Raw genomic sequence first — 24,129 nt, 5'->3', positions numbered from 1 at the left:
ATTAATTATTTGGGATGGTTGTGTTTTTTGCATCTTTTTTTCAGTTTAATTGCTTTTTGAGTGGTTACTGTGTTGCTTTTTGCAATTATTGAAAACATTAAAGTTACAAGTTTTTTGGATTGTTTTTTAAATGTGAATTTTATAAAATTTCTTTATAAACAAAGGTTAAAAAAAAGTTGACCAAAAGTTCTGCCTGCTATTAGTATTTGTTACCTCTAAAGGGTTATTTGTGGCCCATTAGAGTTAAAAATAAATTAATAAAGTCATAACATGAATATGACCAGGGAGAATCAAATGTTAAATAATCAAGTTTCGAAAGCAGTTCGCTTAGCGATTGCTTTTGGTGCAGCTTCAGCCGCTTCATTTTCAGCAAGCACGATTGCTGCTGAAGAAGGCGCTGAAAAAGTAGAACGTATTCAAGTAACTGGCTCACGTATTAAAAGAACCGATTTAGAAAGTGCGAGCCCTGTTTTAGTAATTGGCCGTGAAGATCTTGCAGCAACCGGTGAATTAAGCATTGGTGATATTCTTCAACAAATTCCTGCAGCTGGTGCTGCGTTAAACACAGCGTTCAATAATGGTGGTAATGGTGCTACCAATATGGACCTTAGAAATTTAGGTGCGCAACGTTTATTAGTATTAGTTAACGGCAAGCGCTGGGTTTCTTCTTTAGGCTCAACTGTTGACTTAAACTCAATCCCTGCTGCCTCAATAGAGCGTGTTGAGGTAGTTAAAGATGGTGCTTCAGCTATTTACGGCTCAGATGCAATTGCTGGTGTTGTAAATATCATCACGCGCCGTGATTTCGATGGTGTTGAGCTATCTCTTTATGGCGGTGAAAATATGAAGTACAACGATGGTCGTCAGTACTCTGCTGATTTGACTGTTGGTACTACTTCTGAACGTGGTGGTTTAATGCTAAATCTAAGCCACGTAACTCAACAAGAAATCTGGGCAGGTGACCGTGACATTTCTTCTATGGGTAACAGCTCTACTACAGAAAAAGGCCGCCTTCGCCTGAACTCTAACTCTATTAGCTCTGATCTTCGTAATCAATTAATTGCACAAGGCTACACTGAGAACAATGCTGGTGAATCAAATGCAGGTTTTGATCTAGTACCTAATGGTGCCGGTTCATCTGTTGGTCTTGATTCATTCCGTGATCGTGACGGTGATGTATACAACTACGCTCCAGAAAACTATTTAGTTACACCGCAAGAGCGTAATAGTTTCTACGTTCAAGCTTTCTATGACATCAGCGACGATGTTCGCTTTGTTTCAGATTTCATGATGACTAATCGTGAATCATCTCAATTACTTGCGGCAATGCCTTTGACTATAGGTGCATCTTTTGGTGCAGCTGCCAGCCGTGTTGATATTCATGAAAACAACATTTATAACCCATTCGGTGAAACACTTTATGGTGATGCTGCGCGCTCTGGTGTAGAAGGTTATGTCCCGTTTGCTGGTCAACGTCGTTTTGTTGAAGCTGGTAACCGTATTTATCGTCAAAATGATACTACATACCGTGCAATGGTCGGTCTTGAAGGTGGTATCGGCGACACTTCTTGGGTTTGGGATGCATCTTACATCTATGGTAAGAATAGCCAAGATGTATATACTACAGGTCTATTAAACCTGACTCGTATCAACCAAGCTTTAGGCGATAACTGTAATGCTGCGACTTCTTGTGTGCCTCTAAATCTATTTGGCGGAGCAGGTTCACTAACTCAAGAAATGATCGATTATGTTACTTTTGATAGTGTTTCTCGTGAAGGTCTTGAACTGAAAGATTACACATTAAACTTTGCAGGCGATGCTTTTGAGCTTCCAGCAGGTGTTGTTGGTATGGCTGTTGGTTTTGAGCGCCGTGAAGAATCTGGCTATGACACTCCAGATCCATTAACACAAAGCGGTGAAACTTCAGGTAACCAACGTGATGCAACTTCTGGTGGCTTCCGTCTTGATGAAGCATATGTGGAGCTTTCAATTCCTGTAATCGATGGCTTATCAATTTCTCCTGCAATTCGTTTCTCAGACCATAGTGCATACGGTAGCAACTCAACAGCTAAAGTTGGTGTTGAATATCGTCCTATCGATGATCTATTGTTACGCGGTACATGGGCTGAAGGTTATCGTGCTCCATCTATCTCTGATTTATACGCTGGTAACTCGGATTCATATCCTACACTTACTGACCCGTGTAACTCAGTAGATGGGTCTACTCCTGATTTACCTGGCTGTGCTGGTGTACCAAATGGTTACGCCCAAGCTAATACTCAAATCCGTATCACGAATGTTTCTTCACCGGATCTAAAACCGGAAGAATCAGAGTCTAAAACATTCGGTTTTGTTTATAACCCAAGCGCAATTGAAGGTTTAGAATTTACTGTTGATTATTATGACATCGAAGTAACTAACTCTATTGGTCGATATGGTGCTTCACGTATTCTTAATGAATGTGCTACAGGTGATAATGAAGCATCTTGTGACTACATCGACCGTGATGCTAATGGTAACGTAACTGACTTACGTAACTTCCTGCAAAACTCTGGTACTTACAATGTTGAAGGTATCGATTTCTATACTGCGTATAAATTCGAAACTGAATATGGTAGTTTCCGTACTTCATTAGACGTTTCTTACGTAATGACAAATGAGTTTGATGGTGAAGACCAAGTTGGTATCCAATATGGTGATGCTGGTTACCCAGAGTATAAAGGTACTTTCGCACTTGATTGGGCACTAGGTGACTTTGATGCTCATTGGCAAACTCGCTATGTAGATCGTATGCAAAACTACTATGACGTTTTAGGCTACACACCTTTCTACCCAGGTATGGCGGCAGAAATCGGTTCATACACAGTACACGATGTTTCAGTAGGTTACTCGATGGATGCGTATAATACTAAGTTTACTCTAGGTATTGAAAACTTATTTGCAAAAGAGCCATCTCCTGAGTACCTAAATAATGACTTAGCTATCTCAACTAACAACTTCTCTGTAACAGAGTATGACGTTAACATGGATCGCTTTGTTTATTTACGTGCAACATTCAAGTTCTAATTTAGTAACTTAAACGATTTAAAAGCCGCTCTTAGAGTGGCTTTTTTTTTACTTTTTAAATACCAGTATGATGAATTTTTAAATGGTTGTTTCATTTGCTCACCACATAAATCTTATGAGGTTTTTTCCTTCCTATCCATGTGGTTGCTTTCTTGACTGTTGCTCTCTTGATTTTAGGAGTATGTAAGTTTTTATAACTCGAAAGTCACTTGAAATAATCATACTGACAAAAGCTCATTTATCAGTAGATTTAAAAAACCACATTGCTGTTAACCCCTTTTCTTTTTGTTTACAATTTACGGTTTTTTGCAACCACTTTTAAGTTTGTAATTGCCTTTTCTGGGTTTAAACAATTTGGTAATTATTTTTTAATTTTATTTGTTAATGAGTGGTTTTAAATTATGTAAACTTATTATCTCTAATTGTGGGATGTTGTTTGTTTAAAAAATTTACATTGAAAATAATGAGTTAAAAAGCTGTTGACCAAAAACTCTCCATACTATTAGTATTTAATTCCCTTAAAGGGTACTAGTACCTTTTATGGGTTTAAATAAATTAATAGAGTCATAACATGGATATGACCAGGGAGATTCAAATGTTAAATAATAAAGTTTCAAAAGCAGTGCGTTTAGCAATTGCTTTTGGCGCAGCATCAACGTCAGCATTTTCAGTTTCTGCAGTAGCTGCAGATGAAGGTGCAGAAAAAGTAGAGCGTATCGAAGTAACGGGGTCACGTATTCGCTCTACTGACCTTGAAACAGCACAACCAATCCAAACAATAAGTCGTGAAGATATTGCTAATCAAGGTTTCACATCTGTTATTGATTTGATTGAAAATATGTCTGCAGCTGGTTCACCGCCAATCAGTCGTTCTGAGCCATTAGTGTCTGGTGAGAATGTGGGTGGTAACTACGTCAACCTTCGTAACTTAGGCGCCAGCCGTACTTTAGTTTTAATCAATGGTAAGCGTTTGGGTATTACTACCTCTGGTTATCAAGATATCTCGGCTATTCCAATGGGAATGGTTGAACGTATTGATGTGTTAAAAGATGGCGCGTCTGCAATGTACGGTTCAGATGCAATGGCTGGTGTTGTTAATATTATCACTCGTAAAAACTATGAAGGTCTTGAGTTCACAGTATACGGCGGTGGCTATGACGATGGTGATGGTGAGAAGAAAAACATTAGTATGGTCACTGGCTTTTCGGGAGAAAAGGGTTCAATTACTTTAGGTGCTGAGTGGCGTGATGAAAGTGATGTATGGGCGAGAGACCGTTCTTTCTCAGAAGTATCATATCCAGGTTATGATATTCCAAATAACCGTACTTTAGTGGGTCAATATGGTCGTTTTTATTATAATGATCAATGGTGGGTTGCTAAGCGCCCAGGCAATGCTTCATCTTTTGACGATTTTGAACCGCAAACTTATGAAAATGGTTCAAGTAATTCAATTGACCAAATGCATTTAGAAACGCCTTTAAGTGCACGCTCTCTTTATATCAGCTCTAACTACGATATTACTGATAGTGTTAGTTTTACAAGTGATATCGGATATAGTGAACGTGAAGCGTTACGTCAGGTAGCAGGTTATCCATATCAATCAGCGTCAGATGGCTTTGTGTTAAGTGGTGATAGCTATTTTAACCCAGTTGGCGAAGATGTTTCATTTACTCGTCGTGGTTGGGAAGTTCCACGTACAACTGAAAGTAATCAAGATACTTTACGTTTTACTGCCGCATTAGAAGGCTCTTTCGAGTTAGCTAATCGTTATTTTGACTGGGATGTTGGTGGTGTTTACAGCAAGAGCACAACTGTTCAAGTAGACAACGGTAACTTCTATAAGCCTGCTATTGAAGCCGCTACTGGCCCTTCATTTTTAAACGCATCGGGAGAAGTTCAGTGTGGTACTGAAGATGATCCAATTTCATCAGCTGAGTGTGTTGCGTGGAATCCTTTAGCAGGCTTCGGTGCAGGGCCTGTTGAAAACTCGCTAGCAGATCCTGATGTACAAGACTTCTTGTATCCTACACTGCATTATCGTGGTGAAACTCAAACAACAATGTACTTTGCTAACATAAGTGGTTTACTTGCAGAGTTACCTGCAGGCTCATTAACTTTCGCTGTTGGTACTGAGTATCGTAAAGAGTCGGGTGAGTATAACCCTGATGCACTAGCGCAACTCGGTCAAAGTACTACTCTTGCATCTGGTGCAACGGGTGGCGGTTACGATGTTACTGAAGGTTACGCAGAGTTAAATGTTCCTATTTTATCTGATGTTGTTGGTGCTAAGTCTCTAAACGTTAGTCTTGCGACTCGTTACTCAGATTACAGTACTTTTGGTGATACAACGAACAGTAAAGTAGGCATTGAGTGGCGTCCAACTGATGATTTATTGGTTCGCGGTACTTGGGCTGAAGGCTTCCGAGCTCCAACAATTAGTAACTTGTATGGTGGTGGTTCTCAAACTTTTACAACAGGCTTTATCGATCCATGTGATTCAGTTTATGGTACAGCAGCTGGCTCTGCGCGCTGTTTACAAGATGTACCAGCTGATTACCGTCAGTTACAACAAGGCTTTGTGCCGACGACTGGCCCTGCAGCTCAAACACCAGTGCCATTCAATAGTGGTTCAAATCCACTGTTACAACCAGAAGAGTCTGTCAGTAAAACCGTTGGTTTTGTTTACAACCCAAGTTATGTTGAAAACCTTGATATCATCCTTGATTGGTGGAGTATTAAAATCACTGACACGGTAGTTTCTGACTCACCAAATGAGATCTTAAAAGATTGTTATATTGGCGGTGATGAATCACGATGTGCAATGTTTTCACGTGATCCGAACAACTCAATTGTTAACGATTTAACATATGGTACGCGCAATGCTGGTTTCACTGAAACATCAGGTATTGATCTATCATTAGCATATGCATTTGAAACTGGTTTTGGTGACTTCCGTGCAACTCTAGATAGCACATACTTACTAAAATATGATTCAAAATCGACAAATGATCCAACAACTAAAGTTGAATCAGATGTAGGTCATGGAGATACATTTAGAACACGTGCTAACTTTGGCTTGAATTGGACGTATGGAGATTTCAGTGCAAACTGGGCGATGCGTTATTTCTCTTCAATGCGTGAGGACTGTTATTTTGAAGACCGTTGTAGTGATCCAAACTTCCAACGTGATTGGACTAATGGTGTAGTTGTGCCTAAAAATAAAGTAGGCTCTACTACATTTAACGACCTACAGTTCACTTATAATACGCCTTGGGAATCTAAGCTTTCTATTGGTGCTAACAATGTATTTGATAAACGTGGTCCTATTATGTACTCAGGCCCAAGTTCTACTTATTCATATTACGGTGGCTTTGATATTGGTCGTCAATTGTACTTCCGATACTCACAAAGCTTTTAATGTGTAAATAAAAATAAAAACCCACTGACTAAAGTGGGTTTTTTTTAGTTTAATTAACTGCTCTTGATTATTTCTTACTTCATACCCATTGGCTTTTGCAATAGTTTAGAGGTGGAAAATATGCGCATGCTATTTTTAAATAATTAACGCAATCTTTATTCGAATGGCGACTGTACGTCTGTATCGAATCATCTATTTGTTAATTTTTATAGTAGCTAGTTTTAAACAAAAATTGAGTATTTAAATTTCACTGCTAGAATGTAGCTAGTTATTTACTTTTGCTTGGTTTAGTTCTGAAACGACGATTTCTCTTTTACCTTTATGCTATTACGCTTTTATTCTCTTGTATTGCTTCTGCGACGCAACTCAAAGCGGGTATCGTAAGTTATAATTTTTTTCCTTATCACACCCAAGACGCAAATGGTCAATATACTGGTGTAATTGTTGGTTACAGTAACGAAATAGCGCGTTTAGCTGGTGCCGATTTAGAGTACCGAGTTTACGACAGTCTTGACGAGCTTCTGGACGGACTTAAAGCTGGTGAAATAGACTTTGCGGTTGGATTGAATAAAACCACGCAACGTAAAAAACATTATTTATTTTCAACACCCTTTATGGAAGGTCCACGTGGAATAGTTGTAAATCAATCTATTGCGAATAGTGCCTTAAAGAACTTTGCTAGTTTACGATGGGTTTGTATCACTGGGAGTTCGCATTGCGAATATCTAGCAGAAAATGGGGCGCTTTATATAAATCGGTTTATAAAACCAGATGATGCGTTTAAAAAAGTGGCGGATGGCTCATTTGATGCTTTTTTAGGTGATTATTCAGTTTTGTCTCATCAGTTAAAAAATCGTGGTAAAGACGGTCTTAAAGTTGTAAGTCCTATCTGGCTTTCTAGTGAAACATTTCATGTCATGTTCAACCAACAGAAGACGGCTTTACGTAATCAAGTTAATTCTTTTTTAGCATCTATCTCTCCAACCACGAAACAATTATGGGAAAGTTCGGCAAGTGAAGAATATTTGGCCGCAAAAGCCTATAGTCAATTCAAACGTGAATTCAATAAAGTAAGTGTGAAAGGCAACAATAATTATTTACTTACGTTCTCGTTTATTGATGGTTTGTTTCCAATTAATGACACAAATCAAATTGGCGAAGCTACAGGCTATTTAAATGATACCCTTGAGTTACTATCTGAACGAAGTGGGTTCCAGTTTAAATATATCCCTGCTGCAAATTCCAAAGAATTAGAAAGATTATTTTTAGCGAATAAGATCGATCTCATTCCGACGATGACACCAACAAGAATTAATGAAGGTGTTTTGATTGCTTTACCGCCGCACGTAAGCGTAGAAATGGTTTTAATTTCTAAACGTTCGAGTAAAACTCAGCGTATTGGTTATATAGATCTGTTTGCAGATCCAAAAAAGAAGCTGCCAAGTGCTGAGAATTTAGAAACGGTGTCATTTAGCTCAATTGTGACACTTTTTTATGCTTTGAGGAACGACACGATTGATAGTGTTATCTTACCGCAAAGCATTGCGGCATATCAATTAAATCAGTTTTACATAGGCGAATTTTATATCAACCCTAAATACCGATATAATCAGCCGATCTATTTCCTTGTGAATAAAAACTTTACTGAATTAGTCAGTTTACTTGAAAGCCTTTTCAAAACACTAACGAGCAATGACTTCAATCATATTGTCAATCGTCATGGTATTTTTAATATCGAGCGTGGATATGACAAAACCACCGTTAATACAACTGCAATTTTAACCTTAATTCTTATCTGTATTTCGATTATTTATTTTGTTAGCTGGCGGATTACCATAAACCGTGAGATTTCAAAACGAAAAGAGGCTGAGCAAGTTGCGTTAAGTAAATTGAACTTCACTCAAAAACTCATCGATGATTTACCTACAATGGTAGTGATACAAGATTCTGAGCAAAAAAGGATAATGTGGAACAAAGCCTATAAGGATAATTTTGCTCATTTATGGGACGAAAAAAAACGGTATTTACGTGACGAGTTAGCACAAGTTAGCCAGTTATTGACGCAGAATAAGCAAAGCTTGCACTCTGGAAAAGTTTTTAATCGTCAAATGAACTTTACCAATAAAGTAGGAAAGAAGCTTGAGCTTCTCTACACTAAAAAGCCATATCTTGGAGTTGATGGTCAGTTGGCTGGGATTATGACCGTCATCACTGATTTGACTGAACATCATAACCTTCAAAGGGAAAACCAAGCGGTTCAACAATTATTACAAACGATTACTGATACTATCCCTGGCGGGGTATTTCAGTATGAATATTATGATAATGGTGAAGGGTGTTATACCTATATTAGCAAAGGGGCGCAAAGTTTATTGGGGGTAACATCAAGACAACTCAATAGCCGCGGTATGACCGGATGTATTTCCCCTTGTATTGTTGATGAAGACCGGGTGCAAATAGCTAAAGCCTTTAAGCAAGCAAGTAAGCGCAAAGGCATGATTGATATTGAGTTTAGAATTAATAATCTTGGCCAAAAAGTTTGGTGCCGTTATATTGCCAATGCACAAACAAAAGGCAATGACATACAACAAGGGGTTAGGTGGAATGGTATCTTATTAGATATTAGCTTACTCAAACATCATCAAGTTGAATTAAATAAGGCCAACCAACAGGCGCTTCAAGCTGATTTAGTTAAAAGTCGTTTTATTGCGACGATGAGTCATGAATTAAGGACGCCTTTATCTGGGGTAAATGGTTTTATTGAGCTTTTAAAATCATCACAAGTAGACAGTGAGCAATCTACTTTAATCGAACACATTGAGGTTTCAGTAACTAAACTACAAGGTTTAGTTGATGATATTCTATATTTTGCAGACACTAGTACGGGTAACATCGAAGTAGTTGTTGAGAATGTTGATTTGGAAACTCATTTGTGTCGCATTCTACGAGCACATGAACATCAGGCTAAACAGAAGGGACTTCATTTCAATTTAAATTGGCTGACTGCTGCTTACACATCGACATCGGTTGATATTAATCATTTAATGCATGTTTTATCACACCTACTAAGTAATGCAGTTAAATTCACAAGTCAGGGCTCAATAACTTGCGAGGTAAAGTTTGAGAAACAGTTGTTAAATATCACAATTACAGATACCGGTAAGGGGATGACAACTGAAGAGCTTGCTCAAATCTATAAACCATTTGAGCAAGCCGATAACTCTTTTCAACGCCAATTTGGCGGAACAGGCTTAGGCTTAGCGCTAGTAAAACAGCTGGTTGACGCGATGCAAGGCAGTATCACTTTGTCTAGCACATACGGCAAGGGGACGCATGTTTATTTATCTATCCCATTGCAACATACTAAAAAGCCTCAATTAAGCACATCATCTGGGTATTGGATTGTTTGTAGTAAAAGTGAAGAGCTGGTCCGGCTGCTTGGAACCATGGCAGTCAAACATACCATACTTGATTGGCCCTTGGAGTTATCTGAACTTAGTCAGACTGAAAATTTAATTATTGATGAGCAATACATGGTTGAGTTACTAGGAGAGCAGTGGCGTGCTAAAAAAGGAGGCATTGCTGCTAAGTATACTATTGTGCCATTAAGCCGAAATACTCAACAAGTAAATGATTGTAATTGTCATTTACTACCTATCGAACCACTTTATCCCGATTCATTAAGAGAGCTACTTAATAATATTCATACCACCTTAGATATAATTAGCCCAGATAAAGCGCATTTATATGGCCAGATTTTAATTGCTGAAGATAATAAAACTAATCAATTATTACTTGAAAAACAATGTCAAAAATTAGGTATAAAAGCTGTAATGGTCGAGGATGGATTAGCTGCTTTAAGGGCGCTTGAAGAAGGGGACTTTGATCTACTCTTAACAGATTGCCATATGCCTCACTTAGATGGTTTTAAGTTAGCCGAACAGATCAGGACGATAGAAAAATTCCAGAACTTGCCAATTATCGGTTTTACTGCAGATGACTCTAAGACCTGCTTAAATAAAGCTCTCAGCTCAGGCATGAACAGTGTTTTGTTTAAGCCGTATAAACTTAATGAATTGTATAATCGGCTTGCAGAATTTATTGATCTTAATAAAGACGATGAAAACATTATTACAGATAGTAAGAATGTAAGTTTGCAAGGGATCAAAGATATACAGCATTGGCTTAATGTTTTTGGTAACGAAAGTGATGCAAAAATGTTGGCAGAGGTATTTATAAATAGTTTGCAGGATGATTTGAGTACGTTAGAAGGTCACCTCAATAGTGATGAGTTGGATAAAATGTCTGCTGCTATTCATAAACTGAAAGGAGCGCTTGTCATGCTTCAATATCCACCTATCTCAAAACTAATTGTAGATACGGAAAAGACGTTTATTGATAATCATGATACTGCTATTGTTATTGATTTAATTACTGAGTTAAAAGACGTCATTGTTCAGATCAGAGCATGGGTATAATAAAAAGTTAGGATAAAGAATTAGAGTCGAATAGATTATTTTATGAATAGGGCATATACTAATTCATGTTTATACATTTTACTTAACTTTAATATTAAAGAGAGCTCTCAATGAAAGAAATCCGATCTTTTGTAAAATCTGCGTCATTATCTGAATTAGAAAAAGCAAAACAGCTAATCGACACAGCTATCGAGAAATATACTCAACAGCAAGAAGCTAAAAAAGAGGTACTCGATTTACTAAAAGAAAAAGGACTTACATTAGAAGATCTACAGGATGTAGTAACAACAGACAAACGCACTAAGGTAAAACCGAAGTACCGCATCGAATTTAATGGCGAAATTGTAGAATGGACAGGCCGTGGTAAACGACCTAAAGCATTCCAAGGTGTCGATTTAACAAAACACCTTGCTTAATTTTTTGCTTTAAAGAATACCAGGGGAAGCGTATGCTTCCCTTTTTTATGTCGATTATAGTCCGATAACATGAAGTACGTACTCAGACCCTACCAACAAGAGGCCGTAGCACGCACGGTTGCTCACTTTCGACAAACAGATGACGCAGCACTAATTGTGTTACCAACAGGGGCTGGAAAAAGCCTGGTTATTGCTGAACTTGCGCGTATTGCCAAACAAAAAATTATGGTGCTTGCGCATGTTAAAGAATTGGTAGAACAAAACGCCGAGAAGTATATTAGCTTTGGCTTTAAGGCAAGTATTTTTTCTGCGGGGTTAAAACAAAAGTCATTAACGGAGCAAGTGACCTTTGCGAGTGTGCAATCATTGGCACGTAATACCGATAAGCTTACAGATGCTTACTCTTTGTTGATCATTGATGAATGTCATCGTGTCAGTGGTGATGAACAAAGTCAGTACGGGCAGGTGATAACGAGTCTAAAAAAACAAAACCCCAATCTTAAAGTACTTGGTTTAACTGCAACACCATTTCGTATGGGAATGGGCTGGGTTTATCATCATCACTATCATGGTTTTGTTAGAGGTGATAAAGACGCACCATTTAAAAAGTGTATTTTTGAGTTACCGCTGCGCTATATGATCAAAAACGGCTATTTAACGCCGCCTCATGAAGTCGATGCAGCTATTAGCCATTATGACTTTTCATCACTGCCGAGTGATTCATTTGGTCGTTACGGCATTGAGAATATGAATGCGTTATTAAAAGACAGCACCCGCGCGACAAAAGCCATTATCAAGCAAGTAATAGAGTACAGTGAACAGCGTCATGGTGTGATGATCTTCGCTGCAACCGTGATGCATGCCAAAGAAATTACTGGCTACTTACCTGAGGGTAGTACGGCACTTATCACCGGTGATACTGATAATAACGAGCGTGATCGAATTATTAATCAATTTAAAGCCAAAAAAATAAAGTATTTGGTTAATGTATCCGTACTCACGACGGGCTTTGATGCCCCTCACGTTGATTATATTGCGATTTTACGGCCCACCGAATCTGTCAGTTTATATCAACAAATAGTGGGTCGAGGCCTTCGTTTAAGCGAAGGAAAAAAAGACTGCTTAGTTATTGATTATGCTGGTAATGGCTTTGATTTGTTCTACCCAGAGGTAGGGAGTAAAAAAGCGCAAAGTGATAATGAGCCAGTTCAAGTGCTATGCCCTGGCTGTGGATTTGCGAATATTTTTTGGGGTAAAACTGATGGCGAAGGCAAAGTGATTGAGCATTTTGGTAGGCGCTGCCAAGGCTTGCTGGACGATGGTGAAGAGCAAATACAGTGTGATTATCGTTTTCGTTTTAAAGAATGTGAGCAGTGTGGTGAGCAAAATGACATTGCAGCAAGGCAGTGTCAGTCTTGTGGTGCCATGATGGCAGACCCTGATGATAAACTGCGGGAAGCGCTTAATTTAAAAGATGCTTTGGTATTAAGGTGTAGTGGTTTGTCGGCACAGTTGCTCGCAAAAGGTTTACTTAAAATTAGCTACTATGATGAAGATGGAGCTAGTTGTGATGAGGTTTTTAACTTAGCAAATGACACCGGGCGATTTATTTTTAATAAGCAGTTTGGTAAACGAGCAGCACCCGGTTTTACCCCAATAGATTGGCAAAGCGCGGAGCAGGTTGTTAATTTACAACAACAACTACTTGCACCCGATTTTGTGATTGCGCGTAAAAATAAAAAATACGGTTGGAAAGTGGCAGAAAAGCTTTTTGATTATCAGGGCAGTTTTCGTAAGGCGAATCAACTAAGTTGATCCCCTTACGAGATGTAGGAGTGGCTTATTCCTCTTCGGCCATTAAACCCCAGCCATCGCCATATCCATTATGGCCATTAGCGATGCTTTCTAAGTATTGTTCTGTTTGGCTAAGTAAGGTGTGTTCTGGCACCATCTTCACACGGGTAATGACTTCCCACACCCCTGTATCTGGGCACTTGGTTAATTCTGTTGAAGGGGCAAGCTCATCACTTGTTATCGCTTTAGCAAATTTCTCTGCTTCAGGCTTTTGTTCAAAAAGAATATAGAAATCGATAGTTTGCATACTGGTTAAATCAACACCAGCGTCAGCAATTTCAGCTAATAATTGACCGTTTTCGTCATCAGGGAAGTGCATTTAGTCGCTCGTTCATTATAAATCTAGGTATTATCCGCTATTGTAGCGAAAATAATTGTTTAACGCGTACTAATTTTAACATTTCAATTATGTCAGTGGCTATGGCACTGTGCTAGTATCTTTTTGTACTCATTTTAGATTATGACTCTTCCAAAAAAGTAAGGATATTTTTTGTATACTCGGCATTTCTTTTTTGTCTTTGTGTTTTTCTGCTTTTCATACAGCCAGCACGCCATTAGTGCCTCAACTGTCATTAAAGATTACAAAATTCAGGGGATCAGTGGTGAGCTCGAAAAAAACGTTGAGCTTTACATTAAGCAACTAATTGATGAAAAAACCTCAAAGGCATTAAAGCGTCATGCTAAAAGCCAAGTAGAAATGAGTTTAAAAGCGCTTGGTTATTATAAGCCGACTATCAAAATTAGTTTTGATAACGCACAACAGCTATTAATTGTCGATGTTGAGCGTGGTCCTGTTACTCGAATCGCAGATATCAATGTAACCATTACAGGTGCCGGTAAAGATGACGCCGAATTTATGTCTGCCGTCAACAGCATCAAAATCAAACAAGGTGACTTTTTAAATCACGGCAAATATGAGGCCGCGAGAAAGCGCATCGAAAGCCAACTATTAGACTTAGGTTATTTTGATGCAAAATGGCATGAGCATAAATTGGCGGTATCGCTAAAAAATAATAGCGCAAAGATTATTTTTAATGTCGATACTGGGCCTCGTTATCAGTTTGGTGATATCACTATTGGTACTGAGACCCCGGCTGAAAAATACATTCGCTCGCTGGCTGAATTTAAACAAGGTCAGCCATATAAAGCGACTGACATTTCTGATTACAACTTAGCACTGTCGAGCACCCCTTATTTTGCCAGTGTCCGTGTGTATGCAGACATTGCAAAACGTAAAAACAACCAAGTGCCTGTTAATGTTGATGTATTACATAAACCAGCCAATAGCTATGAAGTGGGTGGCGGTTTTAATACTGATTTTGGCCCAAAAGTTCGCTTTAAATGGACTAAGCCATGGATAACGGAAGACGGTCATTATCTTGAAAGCAACTTAAATGTGTCAGAGAGGCAGCAAGATATTTCGCTAGGTTATACCGTCCCAGTAGACGACCCTAATGATGATCTTTGGCGTTTTTCGTTAGGCTATAAACTCGAAGATGGTGTAACAAATGACCTTTACAGTAAAATTTTAACTGGCCAATTACAGCGCCAGTGGTTAACCGAAGATGATTGGGTTCGAACCGCATTTATCCGCCGTGATTATGAAACCTACCGAATTGGAGAAGAAGAACAAAGTGCAAAAATGTTGATGCCGGGTATCAGCTACGCCAAAAAAGACACTGAGGGCGGAACGACTCCTTACGAGGGGTACCAATGGCTGCTGTCAGCTGAATTTGGGTTAGAGGACATGATGTCTTCAACTAATATCCTACGTTTACAACTGCAAAACGCATGGTTGAATACCTTCGCCGATCGTCATTTACTGTACTTAAGAGCTAATTTAGGTGCCATGCTGGTTGAAGATATTAATGACGTACCGTTATCGCTTCGTTTCTATGCGGGGGGGGATCAAAGTGTCCGTGGTTTTGCTTATGAATCTATTTCACCTGAAGATGAACAAGGTCGTTTAATTGGTGGTAAATACTTAATAAGCGGTACAATTGAGTATAACTATCAATTTGCCGAGCATTGGCGAGCAGCTTTATTTGTCGATAGTGGTACCGCAACAAATGATTTTAGCGACCGCGTCGAAGTCGGTGCTGGCTTTGGTTTTCGGTATTTAACACCGGTTGGTCCTGTACGTATCGACCATGCTTGGGGTTTAACAAAAGAAAGTAAAAGTACCCGATTAAGTATTACCATAGGGCCTGAAATCTAATGAAGATGTTAAAAAAGATAACCAAGGTTCTATTAATTACGCTGGCAAGTTTGCTAGTTATTGTGTTTTGTTTGTTATTCACCGCGCCTGGTAATCACTTTATTGCATTCACGGCGAATAAGTTAGTTGATGGCTTATCAATCAAGTTGCCATCTGGTCGTTTTTTATATAACGATGCGTTTGATGTTCACTTTGAAAATCAAAGCATCAAGTTTGATGCAAAGCAGCTAAAAATTGATTTATTTTGGTGGCGTTGTGATGGGGTTTGTCTTGATAATTTAAGCGCCCAATCGATTGATTTAAATATTAAAAATCAGGCAGTATCAACTGAGCAGAGCACTGAAACAGAACCTAATGTTGAGCAAGTCACACAAATTAGTTTACCTATGAAGGTCGTTGTTAAGCGTGTTGCAATTAATCGCTTTAATCTAGCGCACCCAAGTGCCGATGTAACAGTCAACAAACTAAACTTAAGTGCTCGCGGCGAAGCAACGGATTTAACAGTGGATACACTGACTATTGCTGATGTTGCTGTAATGCTGCACGAAACAAAAGAGCAGCCTAAATCAGCCCCATTAACTGAGTTGCCAGCATTGCCCGCAATTGATATTAGGGTCCCGATTGATGTTGAGCTAAAGCAATTTCAAATAAGTAAAGTTGCCATTACCCCTTATGGCGCAGAACAGGCTCAGCTTATTGAAAATATTGAATTGGTTGCCTCAGCCAAAGAGAGCGATATTAATCTTAAAAAGCTTGCTGCAAGCTATCAGCAATGGCAATTGCATACTAATTTAACGGCTGAGCTTTCTGGTGAAAACACTATTGAGGGGGCCGTGTCTGTAAAAAGCACTGAACATCAAGCTAATCTGTCGCTTTCAGGCCCGCTTGCGGATTTAAAGTTAAGTTTAGTAACGCAAGGAACATACCCTGCACAGTTAAAAGGGGCTGTGAATCTAAAACAAACAAATTACCCATTTGATTTAACAGGCCAGATAGCAAAGTGGCAAATTGCCACAGACACACAGCAGCTGCAATTATCGGACTTTGATTTAAAAGCCAAAGGCCATGCCGATGCTTATGCTGTCGATTTGAGTTTAGTCACGCAACTAGACGCATTACCTGCGATGACTGTGAAATCAAAATTACAGGGTAGTTTAACAAATGCAAAACTTGAGCAATTAAGCCTCAATGCTAATGACAGTAAAGCAGATATTAACGCATCTGTTGATTGGTCGAATGGGGTAAAAAGCGAATTTAAAGGGGCTTTAAGCCACTTAAAAGCCCAATATTTAACGGATGCTCTTAGTAGTGATTTATCTGGTGAATTCAATGGTTCATTTAACTTACAGGCAGGTGAGTGGCAGCTTGCGTTAGATAACACGCAATTAAATGGCTCTGTGAATCAAATTCCAGTGACTTTGTTGTCGGATTTTGAGCTTGATAGTAGCTTGCATGCAAGTTTTAAAAAACTTGAAATAAAAAGCGGTAAAAATGAAATTGCGTTATCGGGACAGGTGGATAAAGTATGGCGTGTCGACGGTAAATTGCGTTTAGATGCAAGTGATCAAGATGTTTTGCCTATGCAAGGCAAGGGCTTTGCTGATCTGAGTTTGCGTGGAGAGCGTCTTGAGCCTACTGTTGATTTAAGTTTAGTCCTGAATACCTTGAGTTATCAAGATATTCAGGTTGACGGTTTAACATTAAAAGGGCAATTTGATTACGCCGCAAACTGGCAAACGGATGTATCACTGGTGCTTGATTCCGCATCGATCGCAGAGCACAAAATTAATCAAATTGAGTTAGATGCCAGTGGTGATAAAACAGATCACCATTTAACTTTTTTACTCGATGCAGATCAAGGCAAGGCATCATTCGATGTTGACGGTAAATTTAATAAAGAAACTTGGCAAGGTGCATTAAGTCAAATTCTTGTTACTGATAATCAGGTGCGTTTTGGCACTAATAAGCCAGTTAATATTCAAGTGAATACCAAAACCTTTGACTTTAATGTAGGCGCGCATTGCTGGCAAAGCGATAACTCAAAACTATGCTTTGAGACCTTGCAGCAAACTAAACAATTAGGTCAGTTAAATGCACAGCTTGCTGCGTTATCTATTGCTGAATTTAAACACTTCTTACCCGATAACTTGAAAGTAACTGGCGATGCAAACGGGGAGTTTGTTGCTAATTGGAATAATGGCGCATTAAAAACCATCCGTGCCAATATCAAAACTCAGCAGCTAGAAGCATCTTTAATTGATGGGGCAAATGTTTATAAATTACCAGTCGAGGTTTTAGAGGTCTCGGCAATGAGTGACGCGCAAGTTGGTAAACTTAATGCTACCCTTGACTCCTCTGTGTTAGGTAAAGTGACGTCCGAGCTCAACATTGATGATATTCAAAATCAGCAGAACTTAGCGGGCGACTTGGTTATTGAGAAAATTGAGTTAACAAACTTACGGCCTTTTATTTCGTCACTTGAGCAATTAACAGGCGACATTAAAGGCCGATTAGCTATTGCAGGCACCTTGAAAGAACCATTACTCAATGGTGACTTTGATGTTGAAAAAATCAATCTTGAAGGGGCAACCTTGCCTGTATCGCTGCAAAACTCTTATGTGAACATTGCCTTTAATAATCAAAGTGCAACGCTCAAGGGGGAGCTCAAAGATGCTGAAGGAGGCGCGCTCGATTTGTCAGGTGGGATTGATTGGCAGCAAGAACTACCAGACGTTGATGTGAAGTTAAATGGTAAAGAGTTTTTTGTTCGTGCTCAGCAAGATGTTACCTTTAAAGTGTCTCCAGATTTAACTATGTCGTTGAAAGATAATGCGTTTAATCTTGATGGCCAAGTCGTCGTGCCATGGGGGCGTATCGCCATTGAAGAGCTGCCAGAAGGTGCTGTGCAAGTCAGCGATGATGAAGTCATTGTTGATATTGAGCAGCAACAGTCAGAAAAAGTCCCTTTTGATTATGCTATTAACTTAAAGGTGTTGGTTGAAAATGATGTGCGCGTTGACTCGTTTGGCTTACAGTCGAAAGTTGAAGGCGACATCAACATCAGCATGGACCAAGTTACACCGATGATAGCAACGGGTGAATTGAACCTTGTTCAGGGCACCTACCGCGCTTTTGGTCAAGATTTGATAATCCGAACTGGACAAGTTGGTTTTAGCGGCTCAATTGAGAAGCCTTACCTAAATATTAAGGCAATTCGTAACCCTGATAACACCTCGAATGGCGTGATTGCAGGTATTACCTTAACAGGTAATGTTGAACAACCTTCGTTAAAAGTATTCTCAGAGCCTGCGATGGATCAAGCACAAGCATTGGCTTATTTATTAAATGGGCAACCTCTTGATGAAGGAGATAGCTCGACCGATGCGATGCTCACTCAATTATTGCTTGCCCAAGGTGTTAACCGTAGTGAAGGAATGGTTTCTAAGATTGGCGAAAGCTTTGGTTTGTCAGATGTCAGTTTAAGTTCAAGTGGTAGTGGCGATGACACTAAAGTTGAAATATCTGGCTATGTTACTCCAGGTATTCAAGTTAAATACAGTGTCGGTATTTTTGATTCATTAAGTGAAGTGGCGGTTCGCTATCAACTGCTGTCGCAACTGTATATTGAGGTGACCAGTGGCTTGAATCAAAATGTTGATATTCTTTATAAGTTTGATTGGGATTAATACCTACGCTTGTGATCAAACATCGCTTTTACTTGCTTATTTAGGTTTAAGTTAATAGGCTGAATTGTCAATTACTTAAAAGATAATAACAATGAAATTAAGTCTATTAACCTTATGCCTTGGTGCCTTCTTAGCTGCACCAATTGATGTTGATGCAAAAGAAACTAGTCAAAAACGTTCTGCTGGCGAAATCATTATGACCGCAAGTAGTAGTGAGTGGCGAAAAGTCAGTGCCGAAAACGTCATTAAATTAACCTTACCTACGGGTGCGGCTTATATCGAACTAAACGATGAATTAGCGCCCATTCACGCAAATAACATGCGACAGCTTGCCAAAGAAGGGTTTTATCAAGGCCTAAGTGTGTATCGATTTGTTGAAGGGTTTGTCGCGCAGGGCGGGGATGCTAGCGAAAGTAAACCCGTTAAAAATGCTAAAAAAGGGTTACCTGCTGAGTTTTATCTACGCACAAAGACGCCTTTAGCGATTACAGAGCTTAAAGGGCCTGATGGCTATGCCACTAAAACGGGCTTTTTAAATGGCTTTGCTGTGGCACAAAACCTAAGCCAAACAGAAACATGGCAAGTACATTGCCCAGGGGTCTTTGCCATGGCCCGCGATAATGATATCAATTCGGGTGGTACCGAATTTTATGTAACCATTGGCAATAGCCAGCGCTATTTAGACCGTAATATCACCGTATTTGGTCGTGTTTTAGAAGGCATGGAACACTTTAATTTATTGCAGCGTACAGCCACTGAAGGTCAGGCATTTAACCCCATCACCGATATGCAAGTATTAGCAGATATTAAAGACACTGATAACAGTGAGTTTCGGGTGATGAAAACAGACTCAAATGCATTTAAAGCCCTCATTGAAGCACGTAAAAACCGAGTAGAAGCGTGGTTTGTTGAAAGCCCCAATTTTATCGATGTGTGTGCAATGCCAATTCCAACCGAACGGATTAAATAAAGCCATGACCACCTGATAGATTATTTGATACAATATCAGTCTATTGGTTAAGAAATATAAGGGTATCGGGTGGTTAACCTAGGTCCGCTGTTTGGCGAATTAAAAACGTGTTTACGCAAAGATCAATTCATCTTCAAAAAACGCCTTCATGGCATCAAAAAAATCAACGATGAAACTAAGCAAGCGAGCATAGCGCAAAAAATAGCAGAAGATATTAGCCGTTCGCAGCAATTGCGCGAGCAACGTTTGACTGCCTTACCTACAGTGACCTACCCAGAGCAGCTTCCTGTTAGTCAAAAGAAAGATGACATTAAACAGGCGATTGCCAATAACCAAGTGGTGATTATCGCCGGTGAAACAGGCTCTGGTAAAACGACACAAATCCCAAAAATGTGTTTAGAGCTTGGCCGCGGTGTTGATGGATACATTGGCCACACGCAGCCTCGCCGACTCGCGGCTCGAAGTGTCGCGAATCGTATTGCAGAAGAAATGCAATGCGAGCTAGGTCAACAAGTGGGCTTTAAAATTCGCTTTAGTGACCAAGTTTCTGACAATAGCTACATTAAATTGATGACAGACGGTATTCTGCTGGCTGAAATTCAACAAGACAGATACCTAAACCAGTACGATACCATCATCATCGATGAAGCCCACGAACGTAGTCTGAATATCGATTTCATCTTAGGCTATTTAAAAAATTTACTGCCAAAACGTCCTGACTTAAAAGTTATTATTACCTCAGCAACAATTGACCCTGAGCGCTTTTCTAAACATTTTGACGATGCACCCATCATTGAAGTATCAGGTCGTACTTTCCCAGTAGAGGTTCGTTACAGACCAACTACTGAAATCAATAAAGATGAGATGGAAGCGGATGGTGACCAATTACAGGGTATTTTTGATGCCGTTGATGAGCTGTGTGATGAAGGTCCCGGCGATATTCTAATTTTCATGAACGGTGAACGAGAAATTCGCGATACCGCCGATGCGTTATCAAAGCGAAACCTCAAAGGCACCGATGTTTTACCGCTATATTCGCGTCTATCAAACGCAGAACAAAACCGAATTTTTGCGCCGCATAGCCGCCGTCATATTATTTTAGCCACCAACGTGGCTGAAACATCACTAACGGTGCCGGGTATTCGCTATGTTATCGACCCAGGTACCGCGCGTATCAGCCGTTATAGCTATCGTACCAAGGTACAACGATTACCGATTGAGCCGATTTCACAAGCTAGTGCCAATCAGCGAAAAGGCCGCTGTGGCCGTATTGAAGCGGGTATCTGTATTCGTTTATATAGCGAAGAAGACTTTAATTCGCGTCCAGAGTTTACTGATCCTGAAATTTTACGCACCAACTTAGCCTCTGTTATTTTGCAAATGCTTGGTTTAGGGCTTGGCGACATGCAACAGTTCCCGTTCGTGCAAGCGCCAGATAGCCGAAATATCAACGATGGTTTAACGCTACTTGAAGAACTCGAAGCCATTAAGCCAGCTAAACGTCATAAAAAGACTGAGCTTACTAAATCAGGCAGAAGTTTAAGCCGTTTACCGGTTGATCCACGTTTAGCGAAAATGGTGCTGACTGCCGATGGCTTAGGTGCACTGCGTGAAGTGATCATTATTGTTGCGGCATTGTCGATTCAAGATCCAAGAGAGCGACCACAAGAAAAACGCGGTGCAGCGGATGAAAAGCACGGCCGTTTTGACGATCCAGATTCAGATTTTATCGCCTTTTTAAATTTATGGAATTACCTTGAAGAGCAGCAATCTGAATTGAGCAATAGCCAATTTAGAAAGTTATGCCAAAAAGACTTTTTAGCCTATATGCGGATCCGCGAATGGCAAGATATTGTTTATCAGCTATCAACGGTGTGTAATGAAATGGGCATTAAGGCCACTACCAATGTTGCTGATAGCGAACGAATCCATCAATCTTTATTAAGCGGTATGCTAAGTCATATTGGTTTTAAAGATGAAAAACAAATTTATAAAGGCGCACGCAATAGCCAGTTTCATATTTTTCCAGGCTCAGGATTATTTAAAAAGAGCCCAAAATGGATTATGTCGGCTGAGCTTGTTGAAACCAGCAAACTTTATGCGCGGATCAACGCACGCATAGACCTAAAATGGGTTGAAGGCTTTGCACAGCATTTAGTAAAGCGCAGCTACAGCGAACCGCATTGGGAGAAAAAGCCGGGTGCAGTTATCGCGTTTGAACAGCAAACCCTGTATGGCCTATTAATTGTTAATAAGCGCCGCTGTGTTTATAGCAATATTGATCCAAAAGTAAGTCGCGAGTTGTTTATTCGCTCGGCGTTGGTAGAGCAAGAGCTGGGTCAAAATGAAGGGTTTTTACACTATAACCAAGAGTTAATTGAAGATATTCAGGTTCTTGAAAATAAATCTCGCCGCCGTGATATCTTGGTTGATGAACAAACCTTATTTGAATTCTACGACAAGAAAATTCCGCAAGATGTAAATAATCGTGCTGCGTTTAATAAGTGGTGGAAGGGACAAAAACAAAAAGATAAGCGCTTTTTGCATATGTCTCGAGAAGAATTAATGCAGCATGGTGCCGATCATGTCACCGAGTTCGATTACCCAGATACATGGCAGCAAGAGAACTTGTTATTACCACTGGCTTATCATTTTGATCCAGGCCAAGCCGTTGATGGTGTTGCGGTACAAATTCCGGTAGCACTGTTAAACCAAGTGCAAGAAACTGGCTTTGATTGGCATATTCCTGCATTTAGACATGAATTAATTTGTGCGCTTATCAAGTCGCTACCAAAAACGATCCGTCGCAACTTTGTGCCTGCGCCAAACTACGCCGATGCGGTACTTGCTGCAATCGAGCCGATGCAAGGCAACTTAATTGATGCAATTAGCACGCGCTTATTACGTATGACAGGTGTGCGTGTTGAGCCAGATGCATGGGATTTATCAACCCTTGCTCCGCATTTACGCTTACAGTTTGAAGTACGCGATGAACACGATAAGTTACTCGCTCGCGGTTTAAATTTATCTAAACTAAAAGCTCAGTTACAAGGTAAGGTAACGGATACCTTATCGAAAGTAGCCGACAAGGGCATAGAGAAAGCTGATTTGACCGAGTGGAGTTTTGGTGAGTTACCAAGTTCTTACGTGAAAAAGCAAGGTCAATACGAAATCAAAGCGTTTCCAGCGCTGGTGGATAAAAAAGACTCAGCAGCGGTTGAGTTATTTGATAATGAACACAAAGCTCAGCAGGCGCACCAACAAGGTTTACGTCGCTTAGTGTTATTAAATGTGCCATCACCGATTAAGTATTTACAGCAAAATTTACCGAATAAATCTAAATTAGGTTTGTACTTTAATCCGTTTGGTAAGGTCAATGACTTAATTGATGACTGTATCGCTGCAGCCGTCGATAGCCTACTAACTAAATATGGCAACATCCGCACTGCAGATGCGTTTGAAAAAGCGAAAGAGCAAATTCGTGGTGAGCTTGGTGACACGGTGGTTGAGATTGCCACCCAAGTAGAGCAAGTGCTAAGTATTGCACATGGCTTAAATAAACGGATGAAAGGACGCGTTGATCTAACCATGATAACAGCGCACGGTGATATTAAATCACAGTTACAAAGCTTAGTGTTCAAAGGCTTTGTTAGCCAGCATGGGGCAGCAAAGATGACGGATTTAATTCGTTACTTAAAAGCCATTGAACGCCGCTTAGAAAAGCTACCTGTTGACCCTAACCGCGATAGGTTGTGTGTACTTGAGCTTGAAAAAGTAGCCGAGCAATATCAAAAACTAGCGAACAAAATCCCTAAGGGAATGCCAATTCCTGAAGAGATCAGTGCGATATTTTGGATGCAACAGGAGTTACGTGTTTCTTTATTTGCACAAACACTAGGGACACCTTATCCTGTATCTGCTAAACGTGTTTTAAACGCAATTAAAGAATCTGAGTTATAATACTAAGGAATGAGCAATGGAGGTGTCACCTCCTTGCTTGACGCTAAAACACAGATGCTAAAA

10 protein-coding genes are annotated in these 24,129 nt (G+C 39.8%); 9 read left to right on the top strand and 1 reads right to left on the bottom strand.

Annotated features, from left to right (window positions below; translation table 11 throughout):
* The first annotated feature begins 294 nt into the window (after positions 1 to 294).
* From AOG27_RS14180 to AOG27_RS14160, 5 genes are all read left to right on the top strand, one after another.
* A complete protein-coding gene (locus AOG27_RS14180) occupies positions 295 to 3,066 on the top strand; it encodes a TonB-dependent receptor plug domain-containing protein (protein WP_054553673.1) in 2,772 nt (923 codons plus the stop codon).
* A 595-nt stretch (positions 3,067 to 3,661) separates the two neighbouring features.
* Positions 3,662 to 6,484, top strand: a complete 2,823-nt coding sequence (locus AOG27_RS14175; RefSeq protein WP_054553672.1) for a TonB-dependent receptor domain-containing protein — start codon at positions 3,662 to 3,664, stop codon at positions 6,482 to 6,484.
* Between the two features lie 278 nt (positions 6,485 to 6,762).
* Positions 6,763 to 10,962 (top strand): ATP-binding protein, encoded by a 4,200-nt coding sequence (locus AOG27_RS14170; RefSeq protein WP_054553671.1) that lies wholly within the window; start codon positions 6,763 to 6,765, stop codon positions 10,960 to 10,962.
* Positions 10,963 to 11,072: 110 nt separating this feature from the next.
* The gene (locus tag AOG27_RS14165) at positions 11,073 to 11,378 is read left to right on the top strand and encodes an H-NS family nucleoid-associated regulatory protein (protein WP_054553670.1); all 306 of its coding nucleotides are present in this window, start codon (positions 11,073 to 11,075) and stop codon (positions 11,376 to 11,378) included.
* A gap of 69 nt (positions 11,379 to 11,447) precedes the next feature.
* Positions 11,448 to 13,193 carry a DEAD/DEAH box helicase gene (locus tag AOG27_RS14160; protein WP_054553669.1) on the top strand — a complete coding sequence of 582 codons (1,746 nt, stop codon included), beginning with the start codon at positions 11,448 to 11,450 and terminating at the stop codon, positions 13,191 to 13,193.
* A gap of 25 nt (positions 13,194 to 13,218) precedes the next feature.
* On the opposite strand, the gene AOG27_RS14155 is transcribed toward AOG27_RS14160, so the two are convergent.
* Positions 13,219 to 13,551, bottom strand: a complete 333-nt coding sequence (locus tag AOG27_RS14155; RefSeq protein ID WP_054553668.1) for a ribonuclease E inhibitor RraB — start codon at positions 13,549 to 13,551, stop codon at positions 13,219 to 13,221.
* Positions 13,552 to 13,722: 171 nt separating this feature from the next.
* Between AOG27_RS14155 and AOG27_RS14150 the strand changes: the two genes are divergently transcribed.
* From AOG27_RS14150 to hrpA, 4 genes are all read left to right on the top strand, one after another.
* Entirely contained in the window at positions 13,723 to 15,450 is a 1,728-nt protein-coding gene (locus tag AOG27_RS14150; RefSeq protein ID WP_054553667.1) for an autotransporter assembly complex protein TamA, read from the top strand.
* Positions 15,450 to 19,136 carry a translocation/assembly module TamB domain-containing protein gene (locus AOG27_RS14145; protein WP_054553666.1) on the top strand — a complete coding sequence of 1,229 codons (3,687 nt, stop codon included), beginning with the start codon at positions 15,450 to 15,452 and terminating at the stop codon, positions 19,134 to 19,136. The genes AOG27_RS14150 and AOG27_RS14145 overlap by 1 nt, the downstream gene beginning before the upstream one ends.
* A gap of 91 nt (positions 19,137 to 19,227) precedes the next feature.
* Positions 19,228 to 20,106: a peptidylprolyl isomerase gene (locus AOG27_RS14140; RefSeq protein WP_054553665.1), complete on the top strand. Its 879-nt coding sequence runs from the start codon at positions 19,228 to 19,230 to the stop codon at positions 20,104 to 20,106.
* A gap of 69 nt (positions 20,107 to 20,175) precedes the next feature.
* The gene (gene hrpA / locus AOG27_RS14135; RefSeq protein WP_054553664.1) at positions 20,176 to 24,066 is read left to right on the top strand and encodes an ATP-dependent RNA helicase HrpA; all 3,891 of its coding nucleotides are present in this window, start codon (positions 20,176 to 20,178) and stop codon (positions 24,064 to 24,066) included.
* Positions 24,067 to 24,129: the final 63 nt, after the last annotated feature.

It is taken from the genome of Pseudoalteromonas lipolytica, from assembly GCF_001306915.1.
GTDB lineage: Bacteria > Pseudomonadota > Gammaproteobacteria > Enterobacterales > Alteromonadaceae > Pseudoalteromonas > Pseudoalteromonas simplex.
This window is presented reverse-complemented; position numbering and strand designations above follow the sequence as displayed.

Excerpts from the sequence above, each read along its gene's own strand:
- AOG27_RS14180 (WP_054553673.1), top strand. The coding sequence starts at position 295 with ATGTTAAATAATCAAGTTTCGAAAGCAGTTCGCTTAGCGATTGCTTTT.
- AOG27_RS14175 (WP_054553672.1), top strand. The coding sequence starts at position 3,662 with ATGTTAAATAATAAAGTTTCAAAAGCAGTGCGTTTAGCAATTGCTTTT.
- AOG27_RS14165 (WP_054553670.1), top strand. The coding sequence starts at position 11,073 with ATGAAAGAAATCCGATCTTTTGTAAAATCTGCGTCATTATCTGAATTA.
- AOG27_RS14160 (WP_054553669.1), top strand. The coding sequence starts at position 11,448 with ATGAAGTACGTACTCAGACCCTACCAACAAGAGGCCGTAGCACGCACG.
- AOG27_RS14155 (WP_054553668.1), bottom strand. The coding sequence starts at position 13,551 with ATGCACTTCCCTGATGACGAAAACGGTCAATTATTAGCTGAAATTGCT.
- AOG27_RS14145 (WP_054553666.1), top strand. The coding sequence starts at position 15,450 with ATGAAGATGTTAAAAAAGATAACCAAGGTTCTATTAATTACGCTGGCA.
- AOG27_RS14140 (WP_054553665.1), top strand. The coding sequence starts at position 19,228 with ATGAAATTAAGTCTATTAACCTTATGCCTTGGTGCCTTCTTAGCTGCA.